Annotated in this window: 16 protein-coding genes; 4 read left to right on the forward strand and 12 right to left on the reverse strand. The window is 44.1% G+C overall.

Going from position 1 to position 21,538, the window contains the following annotated elements; all coding sequences use genetic code 11:
* Positions 1–32: 32 nt before the first annotated feature.
* The 3 genes from AAHK14_RS11890 to AAHK14_RS11900 form a co-directional block, all read right to left on the reverse strand.
* Positions 33–1,418 carry an MFS transporter gene (locus tag AAHK14_RS11890; protein WP_062500194.1) on the reverse strand — a complete coding sequence of 462 codons (1,386 nt, stop codon included), beginning with the start codon at positions 1,416–1,418 and terminating at the stop codon, positions 33–35.
* 157 nt (positions 1,419–1,575) lie between these two features.
* Positions 1,576–3,327 carry a phospholipase D family protein gene (locus AAHK14_RS11895; protein WP_065256521.1) on the reverse strand — a complete coding sequence of 584 codons (1,752 nt, stop codon included), beginning with the start codon at positions 3,325–3,327 and terminating at the stop codon, positions 1,576–1,578.
* Positions 3,328–3,498: 171 nt separating this feature from the next.
* On the reverse strand, positions 3,499–4,221 hold the full coding sequence (locus tag AAHK14_RS11900) for a Bax inhibitor-1/YccA family protein (protein ID WP_065256522.1): 723 nt from the start codon (positions 4,219–4,221) through the stop codon (positions 3,499–3,501).
* Positions 4,222–4,461: 240 nt separating this feature from the next.
* Between AAHK14_RS11900 and AAHK14_RS11905 the strand changes: the two genes are divergently transcribed.
* Positions 4,462–5,442, forward strand: coding sequence for an NAD(+) kinase (locus AAHK14_RS11905; protein WP_065256523.1), 981 nt, complete (start codon positions 4,462–4,464; stop codon positions 5,440–5,442).
* Positions 5,443–5,457: 15 nt separating this feature from the next.
* Here AAHK14_RS11905 and AAHK14_RS11910 read toward each other — a convergent pair whose 3' ends face one another.
* Together AAHK14_RS11910 and AAHK14_RS11915 are read right to left on the reverse strand one after the other, a co-directional pair.
* Entirely contained in the window at positions 5,458–6,126 is a 669-nt protein-coding gene (locus tag AAHK14_RS11910) for a glutathione S-transferase (RefSeq protein ID WP_065256524.1), read from the reverse strand.
* A 252-nt stretch (positions 6,127–6,378) separates the two neighbouring features.
* Positions 6,379–7,635: a nitrate/nitrite transporter gene (locus tag AAHK14_RS11915; protein ID WP_065256525.1), complete on the reverse strand. Its 1,257-nt coding sequence runs from the start codon at positions 7,633–7,635 to the stop codon at positions 6,379–6,381.
* Positions 7,636–7,955: 320 nt separating this feature from the next.
* Here AAHK14_RS11915 and AAHK14_RS11920 point away from each other — a divergent pair, with 320 nt between their 5' ends.
* Both AAHK14_RS11920 and narL read left to right on the forward strand, forming a co-directional pair.
* Complete coding sequence (locus AAHK14_RS11920) at positions 7,956–10,019, forward strand: type IV pili methyl-accepting chemotaxis transducer N-terminal domain-containing protein (RefSeq protein ID WP_065256526.1); 2,064 nt, start codon at positions 7,956–7,958, stop codon at positions 10,017–10,019.
* 94 nt (positions 10,020–10,113) lie between these two features.
* The gene (gene narL, locus AAHK14_RS11925) at positions 10,114–10,773 is read left to right on the forward strand and encodes a two-component system response regulator NarL (protein ID WP_065256527.1); all 660 of its coding nucleotides are present in this window, start codon (positions 10,114–10,116) and stop codon (positions 10,771–10,773) included.
* Between the two features lie 2 nt (positions 10,774–10,775).
* Here the strand turns inward: narL and AAHK14_RS11930 are convergent, their stop codons facing one another.
* Positions 10,776–11,615, reverse strand: a complete 840-nt coding sequence (locus AAHK14_RS11930; RefSeq protein ID WP_065256528.1) for a Crp/Fnr family transcriptional regulator — start codon at positions 11,613–11,615, stop codon at positions 10,776–10,778.
* 150 nt (positions 11,616–11,765) lie between these two features.
* Between AAHK14_RS11930 and can the strand changes: the two genes are divergently transcribed.
* The gene (gene can / locus AAHK14_RS11935) at positions 11,766–12,443 is read left to right on the forward strand and encodes a carbonate dehydratase (protein ID WP_253842409.1); all 678 of its coding nucleotides are present in this window, start codon (positions 11,766–11,768) and stop codon (positions 12,441–12,443) included.
* Between the two features lie 32 nt (positions 12,444–12,475).
* Here can and dnaX read toward each other — a convergent pair whose 3' ends face one another.
* From dnaX to AAHK14_RS11965, 6 genes are all read right to left on the reverse strand, one after another.
* Positions 12,476–14,506: a DNA polymerase III subunit gamma/tau gene (dnaX, locus tag AAHK14_RS11940; RefSeq protein ID WP_346818204.1), complete on the reverse strand. Its 2,031-nt coding sequence runs from the start codon at positions 14,504–14,506 to the stop codon at positions 12,476–12,478.
* A 153-nt stretch (positions 14,507–14,659) separates the two neighbouring features.
* Positions 14,660–18,223 (reverse strand): bifunctional proline dehydrogenase/L-glutamate gamma-semialdehyde dehydrogenase PutA, encoded by a 3,564-nt coding sequence (gene putA / locus AAHK14_RS11945; RefSeq protein WP_065256529.1) that lies wholly within the window; start codon positions 18,221–18,223, stop codon positions 14,660–14,662.
* A gap of 156 nt (positions 18,224–18,379) precedes the next feature.
* Complete coding sequence (locus tag AAHK14_RS11950) at positions 18,380–18,577, reverse strand: hypothetical protein (RefSeq protein WP_065256530.1); 198 nt, start codon at positions 18,575–18,577, stop codon at positions 18,380–18,382.
* Between the two features lie 4 nt (positions 18,578–18,581).
* Complete coding sequence (gene lysS, locus AAHK14_RS11955) at positions 18,582–20,108, reverse strand: lysine--tRNA ligase (protein WP_062499331.1); 1,527 nt, start codon at positions 20,106–20,108, stop codon at positions 18,582–18,584.
* Between the two features lie 244 nt (positions 20,109–20,352).
* Positions 20,353–20,757, reverse strand: coding sequence for a hypothetical protein (locus tag AAHK14_RS11960; protein WP_065256531.1), 405 nt, complete (start codon positions 20,755–20,757; stop codon positions 20,353–20,355).
* Positions 20,758–20,768: 11 nt separating this feature from the next.
* Positions 20,769–21,527 carry a phospholipase D family protein gene (locus tag AAHK14_RS11965; RefSeq protein WP_062501425.1) on the reverse strand — a complete coding sequence of 253 codons (759 nt, stop codon included), beginning with the start codon at positions 21,525–21,527 and terminating at the stop codon, positions 20,769–20,771.
* Positions 21,528–21,538: the final 11 nt, after the last annotated feature.

Consider the following 21,538-nt stretch of genomic DNA (forward strand, 5'->3'; position numbering starts at 1 on the left):
AGCCACATGATTAGCACATGATTAGCACATGATTATCTGGCGATGTCTCGCTCACTTCTAGGCAGATAGTAGATGTAAAAACTTAAAAATATCGTGACAAGTCCCACCCACAACAGATACAAGGCAGGAGCAAGGGGCAGATGAAAAGTAGCAAACGCCAGTAGTGATGGCACACCACCTGCCACCAATGCATAAGTGACGTTATAGGTCAAGGCAATGCTGGTTAGGCGGATTTTACTGGGGAACAGTCGCACCAAGACCGCAGGAAGCGTGGCAATCATACCCCCCGAAAAGCCAAGCAGTGCCGACCACAATAATATCAACTCGCCACCATATCTAAGCTGAGCAAAAAATAGTGAGGTATTTACAATTAGCAAAATCCCCCCAAAAATCATGACTTTGCCGATATTCATCCTGTCTGCCAAATAGCCATAAAACACACAGCCAATCATCATAAATAACGTGGCAATACCCGACCCAAAAATCAGATTACTCTCTGAAATGCTAAAATTAATGTTTAACAGCTCAGGCATTATCATGGCAATAACGATAAACACGCTTAAAACAATCCATGATACCAATATGGCAGGGATGAGACTGGACAAGCGATTTTTGGTGATGATTTGCAAAAAAGAGTGCTTTTGGGCGACCTGCTTGTCTTCATTAAAAATGTTGGTATTTGCCAAATCTTGGATTTGAGTTTTGGTCAATCCATCAAAACTCATGGCACTGAGCGTATGTTCTTCGGTGTCATGACGGTCTTTGGTTTGGGTAGAAATGGGCGTTTCTTTAAGTAGCTTTAAGGACAGTAGCAATCCTGCCGATAAAACCCCACCCACCAAAAACGGTATCCGCCAACCATAGCTTAGCATGTCAGTATAACTTAAACTACCCACCAAGTAAGTAACCAAAAACTTAATAAATAGCAATCCGGCCAAGGCTCCTGCCACCACAATACCACAACCAAAGCCCACATGACGCATGGGTAGCTGTTCAGTAATCAGCACTAACGCAGATGGAATCTGACCGCCATAAGCCAGCCCCTGCCCAAAGCGAGCCAGTATGAACAAAATCGAAGCCAGCACTCCCAAATGCTGATAAGTTGGCAAGAAAGCAAGAATCAGCGTAAACACCGTCAGCCCAAACAAGCTTAAAAACAGCACCGCACGCCTGCCATTCATGTCGCCATACTGCCCGAGTAAAAACCCACCAATGGGGTGAGCGATATACGCCCCCAAAAATAGCCCTACCGCCTGCATCGAATACAACCACATCACTTCACGCCCACCAAAGAAATTGTCAGCAATCACCTCTTTGAGATAAAACACCAAGGCATAATCAAAAAATGCCAACATGGTCACCGAAGCGACCGTGGCAATCAGGCGGATATGATGAGAAGATAAGGTAGCTTGTGGCATTGTAAATATTTGTGTATTATTTTTGTATAATGTACTAAAAATTGATTAAAATAGCAACAATTTCCATTATTTATTACCAAAATTAATAAAACACATGGATACTTAACTAAAAATCAATAAAAAATTGTGGGTTTATAACATGACAAAAATCAATCCATTATAAAAGCCAATCAATCGGCAACCAGCTCATGATGGTCACACCCATACGCTCAGGAATGTTCATTTTTGGTTCTTGATAAAAGATAACCTCTTTGCCGTCTTCGATGGTTCGCCATTGTAATCGCCCATCAACCAAACGCACCTCATAGACTTGATGCAAAATCGCCAGATTCTCTTGATCATCTGCGTTATTTAGGGCATCGTGAAGCTGATGTGCCAATTTTTTATCATAAATCATCACACCAAGCTCGGTATTAATGTTCGCTGAACGTGGGTCAATATTATACGAACCGATAAACACTTTATGATCATCCACACCAAAGGCTTTGGCATGCAAGCTGGTGCTGGTCATGTGTTTGGTACGCCACAGTTTATTTTCATCTTCACTCATGCCTTTGGCGGTTGATTTTAATTCATAAATTCTCACGCCTGCCGATAACAGTGCAAAACGCCAATGCCCATATCCTGCATGCACTGCTCCGACATCGGTGGCATCAAATGAGTTGGTCAGTATGCTCACCCTCACACCATCCTTAGCAAGAGCAGTTAAGGCATGCACACCGTCTTTGGTAGGGACAAAATATGATGAAATGATGCTCAAACGTTCTTTGGGGCGACCGAATTCATGGCGTAATTTATTCACCAAATATTCATCTTTGGCGTTTTTATTTTTAGTTTTGGGACTAAGTTTTAACGCATCGTCTGCCAAAAACTTCATATCAACCCAGCGAAATGGGACGTTCTTATTGAGTAAATCCTCACCAATGGTACTGCTTGCCACAGCACCACGATAAGTGCGTAAAGCCCGCTCATCTTTTGTAATATCTAAATCATTATCTTTATCAAATAGCGTCATCGATGACGAAGATGACCTCTGTTTGTCTGTTGATACCAGCGTTTCAATATCATAAGCAGTGGGTGATTGCCAATATTCATCAAAACTTTTGGTGATATCATCAACCACTTGACCGATCAGCAAAACATCCAAATCAGCAAAATGATTGTTGTGATGATTGTTTAGGTATTCGTTACCGATATTACGCCCACCGATGATACTAATGTGATTGTCAAATGTCATGCTTTTGTTGTGCATGCGTACATTGATACGCACAGGCGACGTTAGGTAATTCATAAACTTATAACGACGATAGGTAAAGGGATTGACCACACGCACGGCGATGTTGGGATGCTTGGCAAACAAGGCAAGCTGTTCATCAAGTCTAGGATTGCCATTAAAATCATCCAAAAGCAAACGAACAAGCACACCCCGCTCTGCCGCTTGCCACAAATCTTTTAGCATCAAAAACCCTGCTTCATCATCATGCCAGATATAATACTGCACATCGATGGTGTGGGTTGCCATGTCGGAGAGAATACTGCGAGACGCAAAAGCATTGGCACCTGTGGCAATGGGATAATAACCTGATAAAGTGGGATGATATTCGGTCTGCTCATCAATGATGGTACTCAAAGACGACTCGCCTTGTGTGGTTGGGGCATCTAATGCTCGATTGATTTCTTTGCCCAAAAAACCTGTGTCCCTATCATCATCTCGCTGGTTGAGATAGGCTTGACTGTGATCGCTTTGGTTATTCATGCGTTTGGCAAGTAACGCTTCATGTGCCAAATGCACCCGTTCGGTCAGTTGGATACTGTCTGGTAAATGGGCGGTGGGCGGTAATGACTGACAGGCGGTCAAAGTCACGCCCACCAAAAACACCATCATCAACATACGAGAAGTCATCGCCATAAACTCATGCTCACCAAAATTGACAAATTATAACAAATAATTAAGTCATGTTGAACCTTTGCCAAACATTTGTTGCAAGATAATTTGTTGCAAGATATCATCAATATCCAACAAAAAAACGCTCTAATTAAGAGCGTTTTTATTTGGTCTTATTTAGAGTAGGGTCATCGGTCATTCTTGTAAATAACCAATCAAACGTAAGAATTCAATATACATCCACACCAACGTTGCTAATACGCTAATGCCATACACCCATTCAAATTCTTCATTGACACCATACATAACACCATCTTCAATATTTTTAAAATCAAGCAACAAGAAGAACGAAGCGATGAGCGTGGTAAATACACTAAAACCAATAGCAATCATGCCACCGTTAAACAAATGGGGGATAGAACTGCCAAACACCAGCGACATAATCCACTGAATGGCATAAACAATCATGATAGCGATAGAGGCAGATACCACCAATGAGCGGAATTTTTCGGTTACTTTGATGATGCCAGTACTGTATAAGGTTAGCATCACCGCTGCACTGACAAAAGTCGCTGACAAGGCAAGCAGTGGCACACTTGGGGCTTTATAAAAGGCAAAAGCACTTGCCACACCAATGACAACCCCTTCTAGGGCAGCATAAGGTACTGACAGTGTTTTGGCAAGGTGTGGTTTAAAGGCAGTCGTCAAGCCAATGCCCATGGTAGCAAGCATTGCCACAATAAACAGCCCAACCAACACCCCTGATGATATACCACTCATCAGAGCAAAAAAGAACAGTCCAAAACCTGTGGTAGCAGAGATGCCAAGCAGTAGAGCGGTCTTTTTGACCACGCCATTAACGGTCATTGGTGCATCGCCTGCAAGCAGTTCGGTACGACTAATAATAGGGTTTGCCATAATTTTCCTTATATAAAATTAAGAATAGATTGATAAATTGAGAATTAAAACAGTTTAGTGTTTTATACTATATTTACTTTTAAAAATCAAGTATTTTTACTGTTTTGATAACTCAACATGGGTATTTTTTTGATTAATGGGGATGGTAGCATCATTTACAAGCTTTATGGGTTTTTACTTGTAGTCTGGGTGGAGTTTGGTTATCATATATTTTTTATTTTTTAAAGACAATCAGCCGTCATGACCGAGACCGCCATTTCACCGACATCTTTTAATATCCAAAAGAGCCATTTTAAACGCATTGGACTCATGGGGCGTGCTGGCAAAAAAAGCATTACCGCCACATTAAATGAACTCATTAACCTGCTGTCAGGGTGGGGGTTAGAGATTACCATTGATACCAGCACCGCCAGCATTGACGGCATACACATCGATTTTGACAGAGATGACAACCCCATCAAAATCGTGCCACGTGGTCGCATGGGCGAGCATTGTGATTTGGTCATGGTGGTCGGTGGCGACGGCTCTATCCTACAAGCAGGCTCTGTATTGGCGGGAACGGGTGTGCCTGTGCTAGGGGTCAATCGTGGGCGACTGGGATTCTTGGCGGACATCAACCCTGAGCGTTTGGAGACGGAGCTATCAGAAGTCTTTGCTGGTGAGTATCACACCGATGAGCGTTTTTTGTTAAAAATGCAGGTACTCGGGCGAGATGATGACGGCAACACACAGGTGTTTCATGAAAGCTACGCCCTAAATGATGTGGTGCTACACGCAGGTAAATCGGTGCATACCATTGATTTTAAACTGCAAATTGATGACATTGACGTCTATCGTCAGCATGCTGATGGGCTGATTGTGGCAACCCCAACAGGTTCTACCGCCTATTCGCTCTCAGCAGGAGGCCCTATCATTCATCCAAGCCTAGACGCCATTTGTCTGGCTCCCATGCACCCACACACACTGTCTAGTCGCCCCATCGTGGTCGCAGGCACCAGCAAAATCACCATTAACATTCATAAAGATAACCGTACTCAGCCCATGGTCAGTTCTGATGGTGAGGCAAGTGTCCCTTTGGATAATAATCAAACCCTACTCATCACCAAGCACGACAAATCCCTAATCCTACTACACCCCTTGGATGTGGATTTTTATCAAGCCTGTCGCACCAAACTTAATTGGAGCTTATACACCGAAGAGTTTTCGTTAAAGGATGAGTAATTTACACATAGTTTATCACTCATAACTTTGTGCCATCTCAAAACTGGGACGAGATTCGCAGTATGCCAGCCAGTTATGGACATACACCCATTTATCAGGCAGTCCACCCGATTTTCTCATCTGAGCAATGCCAAAATGCAGATGAATATCCACAGCACCAAACACCCCCTGCCCTGCCCCCGACAGATAATGCCGATTTGCCAAACGCTCATTAAGCAGGGCTAATGCCTTATCCACATTGGGCGAGATAAAGGACTTCTCAACGCCCTTTTGCACACTTTTGATGATAGGACGGATAAAAAATGGCGACTTTTGCACGATTTTAGCAAACACCAATCGCATGACCAGATTTGGCATGAGTGAACTTTCGGCAAAATGCAGCCAAAAAGCATAATCTTCCCACGCTTCATCGCTTGGAGAGAGTTTTGCTTGTGTGTCATAATGACGCAACAGATATTCAATGATAAAACCCGATTCAGCAAGTGTTTTGTTACAAGACTCATCTATTAAAATCGGGGCTTTACCCATGGGGTGAATGTCTGTTAGCTCTTTTGGGGCAAGGTGGCTTTTGGTGCGCTCGTGTTTGATGACACGAAAAGACGTGCCATACAAGGCATTTAATTCGCACAACAGCCATAAGATACGAAAAGAGCGAGACTGGTTAAGATGATGAAGGGTGAGCATGGGATTTCCTGTTGGGGCATGATTGGGCTGGGTGTGGTGATGTTACCCTGATTTTAATCATACCAAATTCTGTGATTTTTGGTGCCATCATGAAAACGCAGATAAGCCTACTTTTCTTACTTGGTTGTTTTATCAGGGCAATTTTTATATTGGCACATCATACCAAACCCCTACCCAAAACACAAACAAAAATCAGGCGACCCGTCATAGACCGCCTGATTTTATGGCTTCTTTTAGCCGATGTTGTATGATTTATTTTTTCATCTTTAACATCGCCTGATGACCTTCTTCCATTTTTGGTTTGACTTCCGAGATATAAATCCACACAAGGCTGACCCACACCACACCAAACATAATCATAAATGCCGATGAACGCACGCCTGTGATGTCCACCGCCGCCCCAAACATGATGGGTAGGATAAATCCACCCAACCCCCCTGCCAGACCAACCACACCAGAGACCGCCCCCATGTTTTCTTTGTATTCATCCGATAAATATTTAAATACAGAGGCCTTACCGATGGCAAAGGCAATACCCAAAAAGAAAATCAAGATGGTAAAAATGGTGGCATTTAGACCAATGTGAAACGCTCGCTCACCGTGTACCGTTTTGACCACAAGATCTGTTTGGGGGTATGATAAGATGAACAAAAACAAAAAAGATGCCCACAGTACCCACCATGTTACGGTATGGGCTGAGTATTTGTCCGACAGCCAACCACCAAGTGCACGCAGTACGCCCCCTGGCAAGCTAAAACATGCCGCCAAAAATGCTGCTGTTTGTAGGCTAAATTCATACTCATTAACATAATATTTGGTCATCCACAAAGCAAGGGCAACATAGCCACCAAAGACAATGGAATAATACTGACTATAACGCCACACATTGGGGTCTTTTAACACCGCCAATTGACTGGCAAAACTTACATTACTTGCCGAACGGTGAGCCTTATTATCAAAAGACATGAACCAAAAGCCAATGGCAGTAACAAGCATTATCCCTGCATACACCTTTGGCAAAAACTGCCAACCGCCATAAGCGATGATGGCAGGGCCTACCATTTTGGTGAGTGCCGAACCTGCATTACCTGCCCCAAACACACCCATGGCAAACCCTTGACGGTCTGCTTCAAACCACTTAGCGACATAAGCAATCCCAACCGAAAATGAGCCACCTGCCAGCCCTGCAAACAGACCCAGCACCAAAAACTGCCAATAGGCATTGGCATAACTCATCAAAAATATTGGCACAACACATGCCATCATCAAAGCAAAAAGCACAACCTTTCCGCCATATTTATCCGTCATCATGCCAAGTGGCAGACGAACAAGAGAACCTGTCAGCACAGGTGTGGCAGCAAGTAGCCCAAATTGGGTCTCAGATAAGTCTAGTGCTTTTTGGATTGGGATGCCAAGCACCGCAAACATCATCCAAATCATAAAGCAGACGGTAAATGCGATGGTCGATGAAGTTAGTACAAGCAGTTGTTTTGATTTTTCGGTTGCCATAATCCCCCCTTAATTAGGGTATAATTGGCGTGGCTAATGATAAAGTTGCCCTACCTGCCATCGCCAAGTTTGTTAAAGAACTGTTTCAATATTGTTGTTGTTATCATAGTGAAATTTTATTAAAAAATCCTTGATTATAATCAAGTTTTTATTGGCAAAATTTCTATATAATAGCCAACTACTTCTTTGGTAGTATGGCTTAATTTGGGTTTATCGCTTATAAAATACCATTTTTTTCAACTACTTATAAAAAGTAGCTGACCAATTTTACTAAAAATCATTCATCATTTTTAGTCATGAACTTTTTGGGAGTATAGCTCGTGCCACTTGCCTTGTTAAAACAATTTGCCCATTGGATAAGCCCGACCACAGTCGGGCATTCCATGACACGGCGTGCAGGCTTGGCGGTGGCGTTTATTTTTTGTACGATTTTGACCGCTTCCACATACAGCTTTTATCTTGCCAATACTGCCGAAAAGGACGCCCAAGCCATCAATGACGCAGGTTCCATTCGCATGGCAACCTACCGTATCAATCACGAGTTGGCACTGTCGACAAACCCAAATTCACCCCACACGCCAAACCCCATCTTGGCAGACGACATGACCGCCCGTCTTGACAAACTAAGCCTATACCAAGCCAAAAACAGCAATAAACATGGCGACATTGATGAGACACTTACCGAAATCCGCCATGATTGGGAACACACCTTACTGCCAAGTTTAGAACAAAGCGACAGCACGGCATTTTATCAGCATTCTTTGGTGTTTTTGGATGATGTCAATCATCTGGTGGACGCCATCGGCAAACGCAACGAGCACCGCCAAGAACACCAACAACACGTCCAAATCATCTCGCTACTACTCATCACCTTTGTGATGTTGGTCGGCATGTGGGAGCTACACCGCAATGCTTTAACCCCCCTAAAAAACCTAACTGCCACCGCTCGGCATTTTAGGCAAGGCAAATCGCTTGACATGCAAGCGGGCAAGATGGACATCAAAGGCTATCAAGAGCTAAACGAGCTGTCGGACGCGTTTTTTGCCATGCTGACGCTCATCAAAAACCACCAAGCTGAGCTTGAAACCGAAGTCAAACGCAAAACGCACCATCTCACCCAAAGCAACAAGGCTCTATATAGCCTGTACCATTTTGCTGAGAAAATCGCCACCACGCACCATCTTAACACCGAAGAGCTTCATGAACTCATTCAAAATTTCGCTCACCTACTGCCCAACACAGAGCTGTCACTGTGCATTCATGGGCAAAATTTTGAAAATAACGTCATCATGAGTCTGTCGGAGCGTAAACACCATGACTTTTGTACGCCTGACGACTGCGAGCATTGCGACCTAAAAACCGACACGCACACCCGTATCATCCCCATCAAAAGCACCGATACCAACTGGGGTGAGCTACTGGTGCGTGAGCCTGTCAGCCCTGTGGCAAAAAACCGCATTGCCTTACTTAACATCAGCGACGATAACGGTTTGTCCGAGCAAGACCTGCTCGGCATTTTGGCACAGCTCATCGCCTTGACCTTTATGTCAAACCAACGCCAAAAACAAGCCGAAGAGCTGCTGCTGTCCGAAGAGCGTAACACCTTTGCCCGTGAATTGCACGACTCCATCGCCCAGACGTTGTCGCACCTAAAAATCCAGTCCGCCATGCTAAAAACCCTAGGCGAACAAGAGAAAAAACTGCTTGCTGATGAGCCAAACCTACAAAACAAAGAGACTTTACTAAAAATCCATCAAAAACAAGACAAAGTCCGCACCGACCTAAATGACGGCACCAGCCACGCCTATGCCCAGCTTCGGGATTTGTTAAACACCTTCCGCCTAAAAGTGGATGGGGGTGATTTTAATGACGCCTTAAAAATGACGGTTGAAGAGTTTGAAGCCAAAGGCGGATTTAACATTAACTTTGACAACCAAGTACTGACCCTAAACCTATCTGCGTCCGAGCAGGTGGATTTGTTGCAAATCACCCGAGAGGCCCTGTCCAACGTCCACAAGCACGCCCACGCCAAGAACGTCAATATCACGCTCTACCAAGACAGCATCAGTTATGAAGTCATCTTGCGTATCAGTGATGATGGCATTGGCATTTGTCAAAGCGACAAACAAAAGCCTGAACATTATGGGCTTAGCACCATGAGTGAGAGGGCATTGAATTTAGGTGGCACGATAAGCACCGAACCAATTCGCCCCACAGGTACCGAAGTATTTGTTCGCTTTTTACCCCAATTTTTCTTAAAAAAGCTCAAAAGCCCACGCCCCAAACCCAAGCTCAAAGAATGGACTGCCGAACAAATCAGCACCGCCACTTATGAGCTTACCCATGAACTCGATGATGAATTTGGTAAAACATCGGAGTCATAAATGGGGTATAATAGAGTATTCTGTCACATTTATTAAACCGATTATTTATTTAACTTAACCGATTTCACCTAACCAACCAGCCAAAGATATTATCATGAGCCAAAAAATCTATACCGCCACCAGCCCTGCCCGCCTATTGCTTGTTGATGACCACCCCATGTTACGACGTGGCGTGGCGGACTTGCTATCCTTAGAGATGGACATTGAAGTGGCAGGAGAAGCCAATCATGGCATTGAAGCGTTGAGCTTTTTACAAGATGAGAGCGTGGATTTGATTGTGCTAGACCACAACATGCCCGTGATGAACGGACTTGAAACCCTAAAAGCCATCCGAGAACGCCAAATTGACGGCAAAGTGCTACTATTCACCGTCTCTGACAACATCAAAGACGTTCAAGACGCCCTAGCGTTGGGCGTGGACGGCTATCTGTTAAAGGACATGGAATCCGATGAGATTATTGGCAATATCCGCCGTATCCTGCGTGGCGAGCTTGTTATTAGCCCTGCTCTTGCACCCATTTTGGCAGCTGCCATACGAAAGCCTGTCCAACCTGAAAGCAACCCTGATTTGACCGAGCGTGAATTACAGGTGCTCTATATGATACGAGATGGCATGAGTAACAAAATGATAGGTAACAAATTGGGCATTGCTGAATCTACTGTTAAAGTGCATGTCAAGCACATTTTGGCGAAAATCAGCTTACGCACTCGTGTGGAAGCTGCTGTGTGGGCGGTAGAAAATTTGGACAAATAATCCTAGTCACTAACCAACGCAAGCAATCTCTCAGCATCCATCAGGCAGTATTGCGACTTGCGTTTGGTGATGAGTCCTGCACCAATGAGTTCTTTTAGGGTGCGAGAGAGTGTCTCAGGACGCAGTCCAATTTGCCCTGCCAACTGTTTTTGGCTAAATGGCAACTCAAACGGCACACCCACAGGATAATGTGTCAAAAAGTAATAGCTGAGTTTGGATTTGGCTTGGACAAAAGCAAGTAGGTCGCTACTGATGAGATGATAGTACATACGCTTACTTATGGTGTTGCAAAACCACATGATAAGATTACCCAAATCAAAATCAGCAATACTCTCAAAATAAGCCTGCACTGGCAACGTCGCCACGATGGTCGGCTGTTTGGCGGTGGCGGTCAGCTGATGAATGCCCCGCTCTTTGACGAGCAGTTTGGAATGACGTGTGGCGATATTGGCTTTACTGGGGGCTTGTCCACCCACATCATCCATCTGTCCGACCTGATGAATGCCCGTGCCAAAGTTAGGATAATCATCTCGCTCCAAGCCCCACAGCACGCTCTCGTTAATCAGCCCCATCTCATGATAGCTGGCAATCAAGCATGCCTGCCCGCTCGGCAGTTCACGATAACACATCACCTGCCCATCTAGCAAAAAATACAAATTCTCAACCACGCTGTGCTGAATAAAAATCAGCTCACTCTTGGCGTATTCATGAATGACAACCTGATCAAGTAACTCATCTTTGACTGTCTCTCCTGCAACAGATTGGGGCAAAAGAGCAAATAAAGGATGAGTCCGTAAGGTATCAAGGTAGGCTTTTTTGGTGTGTTCAGCAGATTTTATCATCTTCTTAGCCATACAAAATAAATGATGCCATAATACTGTGCTGTATGTGCCATCCATATTCCCCAAAAGCACAGATAAAACCCATCACCTACCCCTTTTGGCTAGTATTTGGTTACTGACTTTTGGCGGTTATTGGTATGGCAATGCTTGATGAATGTGCTATTTTATGGCATATCAAACTTATTCACACCTTTGGAGCATGACATGTTGTCCGACTTATTGACATCCAACCGTTTTTGGGCTCAAAGTTTATCCGCTCGCAATCCTGACTATTTTCCAAGCCTTGCCCGCCAGCAGTCGCCCAATTATTTTTGGATTGGTTGCTCTGACAGTCGTGTTCCTGCCAATGAAGTGGTTGGACTCATGCCCGGAGAATTGTTCGTGCATCGCAATGTGGCAAACATGGTCGTCGCCACCGACATGAATCTGCTTTCCGCCCTGCAATACGCCGTGGACATGTTAAAGGTTGAACACATCATTGTTTGTGGTCATTATGGCTGTGGTGGGGTGCGTGCTGCCCTATCACACCAAGAATTTGGGCTGATTGATAACTGGTTACGCTCCTTAAAAGGCATTTATTATCAGCATTTGGATAAATTTAACAATTTAGACATTGATGAGCAAATTGACCTTTTATGTCAGCTTAACGTCAAGCGTCAGGTAACCAATGTTTGCCACACCACCATCGTCCAAAACGCATGGCACAGGGGGCAAAAGTTGTCCGTACACGGCTGGATTTATGGGTTAAAAGATGGCTTGATTCATGACCTACAGGTAAGTGTGAATGATTTTAGTCAGCTAAAAGACGCTTTTGTGTATGAAGTGTAGCACCCGCTCTACTTATTTAACCACTCGTTTAATTACTCATTTAACGTCAGTCGCACCGACGTGATGGCATTGTCATCATTGATAAAGTTATCCCGATACAGGCTTTGTAAGACAGGGCTGTTTAACAGCTGATTGCTGGCGATGACTAATACCCGCTCATCTCGCTGTTTTTGTTTTTGTACAGGCGTGGCAAGATGAGCAAATTCGCTTTGGGACAGCAGTGGTGTCTCATCACGCAAGCGACCGTTTGCAAAATCTTGACCAAATTTTTTGGCAAAGCTCTTAAAACTTGAAAAAATCTGCTTGTTATGCTCAGGCACATACAGCTGACTCTCGCCATCTATCTGCCCCACCATCATCGCATGACTCACCATCGCCAATTCATCGGCATCAAGCTTATGCTCACGGCGTGCCATCGCCACCCAATAATCCCATTTTTCTGGTGTCCACTCGCCTGCCAACGCTACCTGCTGTGGCATGAGTTCATTTTTTAACTGCTCTTTGGTTATCTGCCCTGACGGTTTGATGTCGCTGATTGATTGAGAATTGTTTACCTCTTGACCAATTTCTTGATTACCAATTTCTTGATTACCAATTTCTTGATTACCAATTTCTTGATTACCAATTTCTTGATTACCAATTTCTTGATGATAATTTTCTACAATTTCTGTATTTTGTGAAATCGCCAAACTTTCATTATTTAAACTTTCATTATTTAAACTTTCATTATTTAAACTTTCATTATTTAAACTTTCATTATTTAAACTTTCATTATTTAAACTTTCATTATTTAAACTTTCATTATTTAAACTTTCATTATTTAAACTTTCATTATTTAAACTTTCATTATTTAAACTTTCATTATTTAAACTTTCATTATTTAAACTTTCATTATTTAAATTTTGATTGATAGGATTATCTATTTCTTGATTTAAAATTGGTTTGGGTTCTTGATAAATCACTTCATGAGTGGCAAGCGGACGAAACGCAAGCAGTCGCAAAATCCCCATTTCCAACGCCTGCATGGGCGTACTGGCAAGGCGAACGCTGTCTCGTGCCTTAACACTAATCTCATAATAAAGCTGTATGACATCGGCAGGCAAGGTGCGAGCAAGCTCATAAAACGCCTGTTTTTGCTCATCGTTCATATCAAGGGGCATATCGGGCAAAATCTGCACGAGTGCCATCGCATGAAAGCTGTCCACAAGGCGGTCAAGCAAGGCGGTAGCGTCCACCATTTGCTCACGCATTCTGGCGATGTGGCGAGCCACGCCCGAGCGGTCATCGTGATAAATATCACGCACCAAATCCAGCACATCAAGGCTATCCACAAGCCCGAGCATCTCCATGACGGTATCCGCCCCCACCTGCCCGCCACCAAACGCAATGGCTTGGTCGGTCAAGGATAGGGCATCACGCACTGAGCCTTTGGCGGACTGAGCCAACTGCCACAAGGCGGTATCATCGTGGGCGATGTTCTCAGCGTGCAGGATTTTGGCTAAGTGGGCGTGGAGCAACGCTTGCGACATCGGACGAAGCACAAATTGCAAACAGCGAGAGACAATGGTAATGGGGAGCTTTTGTGGGTCAGTGGTCGCTAGGATAAATTTGACGTGCTCAGGCGGTTCTTCGAGCGTTTTTAACAGGGCATTAAACGAATGCGTGGAGAGCATATGCACTTCGTCAATGAGATACACCTTGTACCGCCCTTGGGTGGGGGCGTAGGGGACATTTTCTAGCAAGTCCCGAGTGTCTTCTACTTTGGTGCGAGAGGCAGCGTCAATCTCAATTAGGTCAATAAACCGCCCATGATCAACACTGATACAAGTATCACACACACCGCAAGGAGTGCTGGTGATGCCTGTTTGGCAATTTAGGCATTTTGCCAAAATCCGTGCAATGGTCGTCTTACCCACACCCCGAGTACCTGTAAACAGATAAGCATGGTGCAATCGCCCTGCATCAATGGCATGTGACAAGGCTTGGGAGACATGAGTTTGTCCCAATAATTCGCTAAAATTCTTGGGGCGGTATTTGCGTGCTAAAACTTGGTATTCGGACATGACAGATGGGCAAAGCGGTATAAATTTATGCCATTATACCGCATTTTGTCTATTTAGAATACCGATTTTGGCTTTACTTGTGGCTGACCACACGTTTTGACCACGGTTGATTTTTCAAAAGTTGATTTTATTCAAAAGCCATTTGAATGCCCATCAAGCACTTGCCATCAGACTGGCATTACCTCCTGCTGCTGTGGTGTTGTAGCTTTGGCTAATCTCATGATAAAGGCGTGCCATATCAAAGCTATCTGTGGCATCAATCACACGGCGAATCGCCCCATCAAGCTCTGACAATCGCACTTTTTCATGAACAGCTAATTCGGACAACGCCACGATGATGGTGTTTTTATCCACATTTTCTTGCTCCATCACCTCTAACACCCCTGACAGCTCATTAGCATAAGAGGCAAGCTCATGCTCTGGTGTGATGTGTGCCTTAGTACCATTTAGGGCAAGCACAACAAGAGATGCCAACGCCTTATCCAATGCACCACTTGTCAAAGCAACCGAGTGCGGGGCATGCCATGATAAAGTATTAACCTCACCTGTTGGGCCTTTTAAGGTGGTTTGGGCGTGGTTTAATGCTCTTTGGCGGGCTGTCTTGATGGTGTCATCCAAATTAACACCAACCGACTGGGCGACATTCATAACAGAGGCCACAGCATCATCATAAGTTGTGGCAGGCTTATCAAGAGTTGGTACATTCCAACTGTCCAGACGGCTTAGACGTTGTAAATAAAAGCATCCACCAGCTTTTGGCCCTGTACCTGACAGACCATGACCACCAAAGGGTTGCACACCCACAACCGCCCCCACAATGTTGCGATTGATATAAACATTACCTGCCTGTATGCGACTGGTGACATGCTCTATCGTGCCATCAATGCGACTGTGAACGCCATGTGTTAAAGCATAACCCTTATTGTTAATGCTGTCTATGATATCATCAAGCTCATGGGTGCGATAGCGAACAACATGCAGTACAGGTCCAAAGACCTCTTTTTTAAGCTGTGATAGGTCTTTTAGTTCAAATAAAATCGGCGCAACAAAAGTACCATGCTCACCACCCACAACACGCACCTCATGATAATCACTGGTTTGTTTTAGGGTGTTGATGTGTTCTAGCAGATTTGTTTGAGCATCACCATCAATCACAGGCCCAACGTCTGTACTTAATAGACCCGGGTCAGATACGATAAGCTCATCCATCGCCCCTTTTATCATCTCAATCATATGTGTAGCAATATCCTCTTGGATACATAAGATACGCAAGGCAGAACAGCGTTGACCTGCTGAGTCAAAGGCAGATGCCAGCACATCGGCACACACCTGCTCTGGTAAGGCAGTAGAGTCTACAATCATGGCATTCATACCCCCCGTCTCAGCAATGAGTACAGGATTGTCAGAGCGTTTAGCAAGCAGGGTATTAATACGCTTAGCAACGTCTGTTGAACCTGTAAAAATCACGCCATCAATACGCTCATCTGCCGTCAAAGCACCCCCCACATCCCCTGCACCCAGCACCAGTTGCAAGACATCGGTATCAATGCCCACCTCATGCAACCACGACACCGCCAAATGAGCGATGATTGATGTTTGCTCGGCAGGTTTGGCAACAACCGTATTGCCTGCACACAAAGCAGACACCACCTCACCTACAAAAATTGCCAAAGGAAAGTTCCATGGACTGATTGCCACTACCGTACCCAGTGGTGTGTTTAAGTTTAGGCGTTCACACTCATCGGCATAATAACGACAAAAATCTACCGCTTCACGCACCTCAGCAATGGCGTTTGGTAAGGTTTTGCCTGCTTCACGCACCGCCATCATCATAAGTAGTGCCATGCGTTTGGGCTCTTCCATCAAATCAGCAAAGGCTCGTATCATATCGGCACGCTCTTTTGGTGAGACTTTCTGCCATTTTTTTTGGGCAGCGGTGGCAGCACCGATCACCTCCAAAGCACCATCTGGCTTCATAAAAGCAACTTGCCCAACCACATCTTTATGATTGGCAGGGTTTAACACGGCAAAGGCAGGGGCATGAGCAACACGGTGATGCGTCAAAGAACTGACATTAAAGTCAATGCCACTTGCCATCGTCATGTTCTCTTGTAATTGCGCTAAGAGATGTTCATTGGATAAATCCACGCCCCATGAATTTTTGCGTTCGCCATAGATATGACGTGGATTTGGTGTCAATGGGTTTGGCGTGATTTGGTTGAGATTAATCTCATCTAAGGGCGAGACAACCATCTCATCAATGCTAACCTTCTCATCTACGATACGATTGACAAAGGATGAATTTGCTCCATTTTCTAGCAAGCGACGCACCAAATAAGCAAGCAAAGTCTTATGCGTACCCACAGGGGCATAGATGCGTACACGGCGACCGAGTTTGTCTCCGACTACCTGATCATATAAGGTTTCACCCATACCATGCAAGCACTGAAATTCAAAATCAAGCTCTTTGCCCATCTCATAGATGGTTGCCAGTGTTTGGGCGTTGTGTGTGGCAAATTGTGGGAAAATGACATCTTGGGCTAAAAACAGTTTTTTGGCACATGCCAGATAGGATACATCTGTATGGACTTTACGGGTAAAAACAGGATAACCGTCCATACCATCTACCTGAGCCCATTTAATCTCGCTGTCCCAATACGCACCTTTGACAAGACGAATCATGAGTTTTTGGTTGTGGCGACGAGCCAAATCAATGAGATAATCAATAACAAAAGGACAGCGTTTTTGATAGGCTTGCACCACAAAGCCAATGCCAGCAAAGCCCGCCAAATCAGGATCGGATACCAACGCTTCCATCAGTTCAAGCGACAACTCCAAGCGATGTGCTTCTTCGGCATCAATATTTAGCCCAATATCGTACTCTTTGGCAAGCAAAAATAACGCCTTTAACTTAGGCAACAGCTCACTCATTACACGCTTGTGCTGTGAACGAAAATATCTGGGATGAATGGCAGAGAGTTTGACCGAGATGCCATTACCATCATAAACACCTGCACCTTTGGCATCTTTACCAATGGCGTGAATGGCATTGACGTAATCATTAAAATAACGGTCAGCATCCGCCTGTGTCATAGCAGCCTCGCCTAACATGTCAAAGCTAAAACGATAACCTAAGCGTTCACGTTCTTTGCCATTACTAAGGGCTTCATCTATCGTCTGCCCTGTTACAAATTGCTTACCCAAAAGTTTCATGGCATAATTGACACCGCCACGAATAAAAGGTTCACCACCTTTTTGTAGAACACGGGTCAAAGCTGAAGCCATTGAATCATCTGAGACATCCGTGGTAAGCTTACCTGTCAAAACCAGCCCCCAAGCGGCAGCATTGACAAACATGGACGGGCTGTTACCGACATGACGTCGCCAATCCCCGTCGGCAAGCTTATCACGAATGAGCTTATCTCTGGTGGCGTTATCAGGGATGCGTAGCAGGGCTTCGGCAAGACACATCAGGGCAATACCTTCTTCGCTAGACAACGAAAACTCATGCATGAGAGCATCCACGCCCGATGACTTGGAGCGGTCGGCACGCACTTGGGTGATGAGCGAGCGAGCCAGTGAATGGATGCTGTCTTTTTGGGCTTGGGTAAAGTCAAGCGTGCTTGCCAAATTTCGTACCGCCACCGCTTCATCCAAGCGATAAGCGGCGGTAATGGCATCTTTTAATGGGGATTGTGCATGAGTAAAATGAAACATGAGTTTTCCTTTGATTTTTGTTAATAACGGACAATTTTAACACAAATTTGGGCGGTGTTAATATGATTTTCATCCCAAAATTTTTACCCTTGTATATTCCAGCCATAAAAAATCGGCATTAAAAAATACCGATGTGATGGTCGCCAAGGTTTGCTATTAGGTTTTATTTAACAATGTCACAATTCCATAACCCGCAAGCACCAACAACAACCCACAAACAAAAATGGTGGTTTTGGGAAAATTACGATAACATTTATCCCAAAACCACCCCAGCACTTCACGAAAGAACAGCTCCCACACCACCCACACCACAAAACGCAGTGGAGCGAGCAGTAGGCGGGAGATCTCTTCCATACTCTTAGCCCTTATGTCTCATGTGCGGGAACAAAATCACATCACGAATGCTTGGAGCGTTGGCAAAGAGCATGACAAGGCGGTCAATGCCAATGCCCTGCCCTGCGGTGGGCGGTAAGCCGTATTCCAACGCCTCAATAAAGTCGGCATCATAGTGCATCGCTTCGTCATCGCCTGCGTCTTTTTCGGCAACCTGCTGGCGGAAACGCTCGGCTTGGTCAATGGGGTCATTAAGCTCGCTAAACCCATTGGCAAGCTCACGCCCACCGATAAACATCTCAAAACGGTCGGTAACGTGCGGATTGTCATCGTTACGGCGAGCCAGTGGCGACGTTTCGGCAGGGTATTCGGTGATAAAAGTCGGTTGGCGAAGTTTGGTTTCTACCGTCTCTTCAAAGACAATCGTCTGCAATTTACCCAAACCAAAAGACGGTTTAACTTCTTCTTTTAACTCATTTTTGACAAAATTTGCCAAAAATTCACGGTCATTGACATTGTCGGCGGTAAAGGTCGGATTATGCTCCAAAATCGCATCAAACATCGTGATTTTCTTAAATGGACCTTTAAAACTAAATACTTCATCGCCATACGGTACATCGGTCGTACCCAAAATATCGGTCGCCAATGTTTCAAGCATACGCTCGGTTAGACTCATCAAATCCTTATAATCGGCATAGGCTTGATAGAACTCAATCATCGTAAATTCAGGGTTGTGGCGAGTGGATACGCCTTCGTTACGAAAGTTACGGTTAATCTCAAACACACGGTCAAACCCACCGACAACAAGGCGTTTTAGGTACAGCTCAGGGGCGATACGCAAAAACAGCTCCATGTCAAGGGCGTTGTGGTGCGTTACAAATGGACGAGCAGACGCACCACCAGGGATGACGTGCATCATCGGCGTTTCTACTTCCATAAAACGCTCGCCCACCAAAAACGCACGAATGCCAGAGACGACTTTGGCACGGATTTCAAAGGTTTTGCGGGTGTCTTCGTTGACCATTAAATCAAGGTATCTTTGGCGGTATTTGACTTCGGTGTCGGTTAAGCCGTGGAACTTATCAGGCAAGGGACGTAACGACTTGGTCAAAAGCTCAAAGTCTTCTAGGTGAATGTACAAATCACCCTTGCCCGAACGCCCAATATAACCGCTCGCCCCAACAATATCGCCCAAATCTAAGGATTTAATCAACTCCAAGGTCTCGGTAGGTAGCCCTTTTCTGTCCACATAGAGCTGAATCCGCCCTGTCATGTCGCTAATCACGATAAACGAGCCACGGTTTAGCATGACACGTCCTGCCACTTTGGCATAAGTCTTATTGCCTGCTTCGGCATCGGCTTCTAGGGTTGCTTTATCCACATCGGCAAATTTGTCTTGCAAATCGGCACAATAATCGGTCGGCTTAAAGGTGTTAGGATAAGCGGTTTTGCCTTGCTCACTTGCCTTTTGTTTTAATACATCTAGCTTTTCAAGACGTTGGCGAATAAGTTCGTTGGTGTCGGTCAATTCGGTTTTGGTTTGGTCGGTCATGGGCGTTCCAGTTTTGGTTAGGGTTTGGTTAAGTTAAATAAAGGTAGTGGTTCAAAAAAGTATGCTGAACTAGGTTTTCCGTTCGCCCTGAGTTTATCGAAGGGTAGCGGAAAACCGTCATGGTTTGACAAGCTCACCACAAACGGTTTTCTTTTGTAGCATATCTTTTAAACCAGAAACAAATAAAATGTTTGGTTTAAAATTTATTAAATAAGCAATATGCCAATTTAATAAAAATCATTTATCAATCCACACAAAGGGTCTGTGCTTGTCCGTCATGGATAAAACTGCGACAGCCAAATGGATTATTATTTGCTTTACATACGCCTGTGATTGGGGTATTTATGTTTTGGGCATTGTCAGATTTAGGTTCGCACGCCCCACTTTGGCAGTCATCGCCCTTGGTACACGTTTTGCCTGCGTCAGGATAAGTGATGATACATTTATCAAATTGTAGCATACCCACTTTTTGCACTTTTCCGCCTTGTTTTTGGCATTCGGTAATCTCGGCAGGGCTTGCGTTTTTGGATTGAAATTCAATTATCTTTTTTGGGACGGATTTTTGGGTTTCTTGAATATTTTCATTATGAGATGAATGAACACAGCCTATTAAAGATAAAGCCAAAGTGGCAACAAATAATAATCTCATGGTTTTATCCCTTATCTAAATAAACTTCTTAATTTATCAGCAAAACTTTGTTTTTCATCTTCAAAAGAAATATCCAAATCTACCGACCAAACAACAAAATAGCCATATTGCCCCTTTCTTACTTCACCGCCAACTTCACGCCCTTTATCTGTTAAAAAGACATTTTTGCCTTTTAATTCAATATAGCCATTTTCGGCAAGCATTTTGGTAAATTCATTGTTATCAATGCCAAATTTTTCTGCCAATTTAGCAGTGGTAACTTTATCATAATTTCTGAGCTTGGTGTTTTCTGTTTTTGGTTGCTCTTGGTTTATTGTCGGTTTTTCGGTATCGGCTGATAATCTTACTTCTTCACTAATGCGAATAATACGCAAAACTTCTTCATAAGTATCAACATATAATTGACTGTCATTATTTTTATCAATCAATACACCCATTTCATTATTATTGACTTGGCTAAATTCATATAAATTTAGACTGGTAATAATACATTCATGTTCATTTAAATAACATTTGGCGTGTAAGTTTTTACAAAAACTTGTTCTAACAAAAGTCAATTCTTTGAGCCAATTTATCTCTTGTGGCGATAATTCACTTTTACCATAAACAATGCGAATGTCAATTTTTAGGCGGTTTTTATCTTCTAGCAATTCTTTAATACGCTCATTAAATTGCAAATAAGGGCTAATTAACACCAATCTATCGGTTGCCTTTTTAATCAATTCTTCTAAATGATAAGTCGTACCACTGGTGTTTAAAAATTTTGCCATAATTATCTCCT

This window comes from Moraxella sp. K1664 (assembly GCF_039693965.1).
Lineage (GTDB): Bacteria > Pseudomonadota > Gammaproteobacteria > Pseudomonadales > Moraxellaceae > Moraxella.

Coding starts and splice junctions, on each gene's coding strand:
- AAHK14_RS11890 (WP_062500194.1), bottom strand. CDS start 1,418: ATGCCACAAGCTACCTTATCTTCTCATCATATCCGCCTGATTGCCACG.
- AAHK14_RS11895 (WP_065256521.1), bottom strand. CDS start 3,327: ATGGCGATGACTTCTCGTATGTTGATGATGGTGTTTTTGGTGGGCGTG.
- AAHK14_RS11900 (WP_065256522.1), bottom strand. CDS start 4,221: ATGGCAAACCCTATTATTAGTCGTACCGAACTGCTTGCAGGCGATGCA.
- AAHK14_RS11905 (WP_065256523.1), top strand. CDS start 4,462: ATGACCGAGACCGCCATTTCACCGACATCTTTTAATATCCAAAAGAGC.
- AAHK14_RS11910 (WP_065256524.1), bottom strand. CDS start 6,126: ATGCTCACCCTTCATCATCTTAACCAGTCTCGCTCTTTTCGTATCTTA.
- AAHK14_RS11915 (WP_065256525.1), bottom strand. CDS start 7,635: ATGGCAACCGAAAAATCAAAACAACTGCTTGTACTAACTTCATCGACC.
- narL (WP_065256527.1), top strand. CDS start 10,114: ATGAGCCAAAAAATCTATACCGCCACCAGCCCTGCCCGCCTATTGCTT.
- AAHK14_RS11930 (WP_065256528.1), bottom strand. CDS start 11,615: ATGATAAAATCTGCTGAACACACCAAAAAAGCCTACCTTGATACCTTA.
- can (WP_253842409.1), top strand. CDS start 11,766: ATGAATGTGCTATTTTATGGCATATCAAACTTATTCACACCTTTGGAG.
- dnaX (WP_346818204.1), bottom strand. CDS start 14,506: ATGTCCGAATACCAAGTTTTAGCACGCAAATACCGCCCCAAGAATTTT.
- putA (WP_065256529.1), bottom strand. CDS start 18,223: ATGTTTCATTTTACTCATGCACAATCCCCATTAAAAGATGCCATTACC.
- AAHK14_RS11950 (WP_065256530.1), bottom strand. CDS start 18,577: ATGGAAGAGATCTCCCGCCTACTGCTCGCTCCACTGCGTTTTGTGGTG.
- lysS (WP_062499331.1), bottom strand. CDS start 20,108: ATGACCGACCAAACCAAAACCGAATTGACCGACACCAACGAACTTATT.
- AAHK14_RS11960 (WP_065256531.1), bottom strand. CDS start 20,757: ATGAGATTATTATTTGTTGCCACTTTGGCTTTATCTTTAATAGGCTGT.
- AAHK14_RS11965 (WP_062501425.1), bottom strand. CDS start 21,527: ATGGCAAAATTTTTAAACACCAGTGGTACGACTTATCATTTAGAAGAA.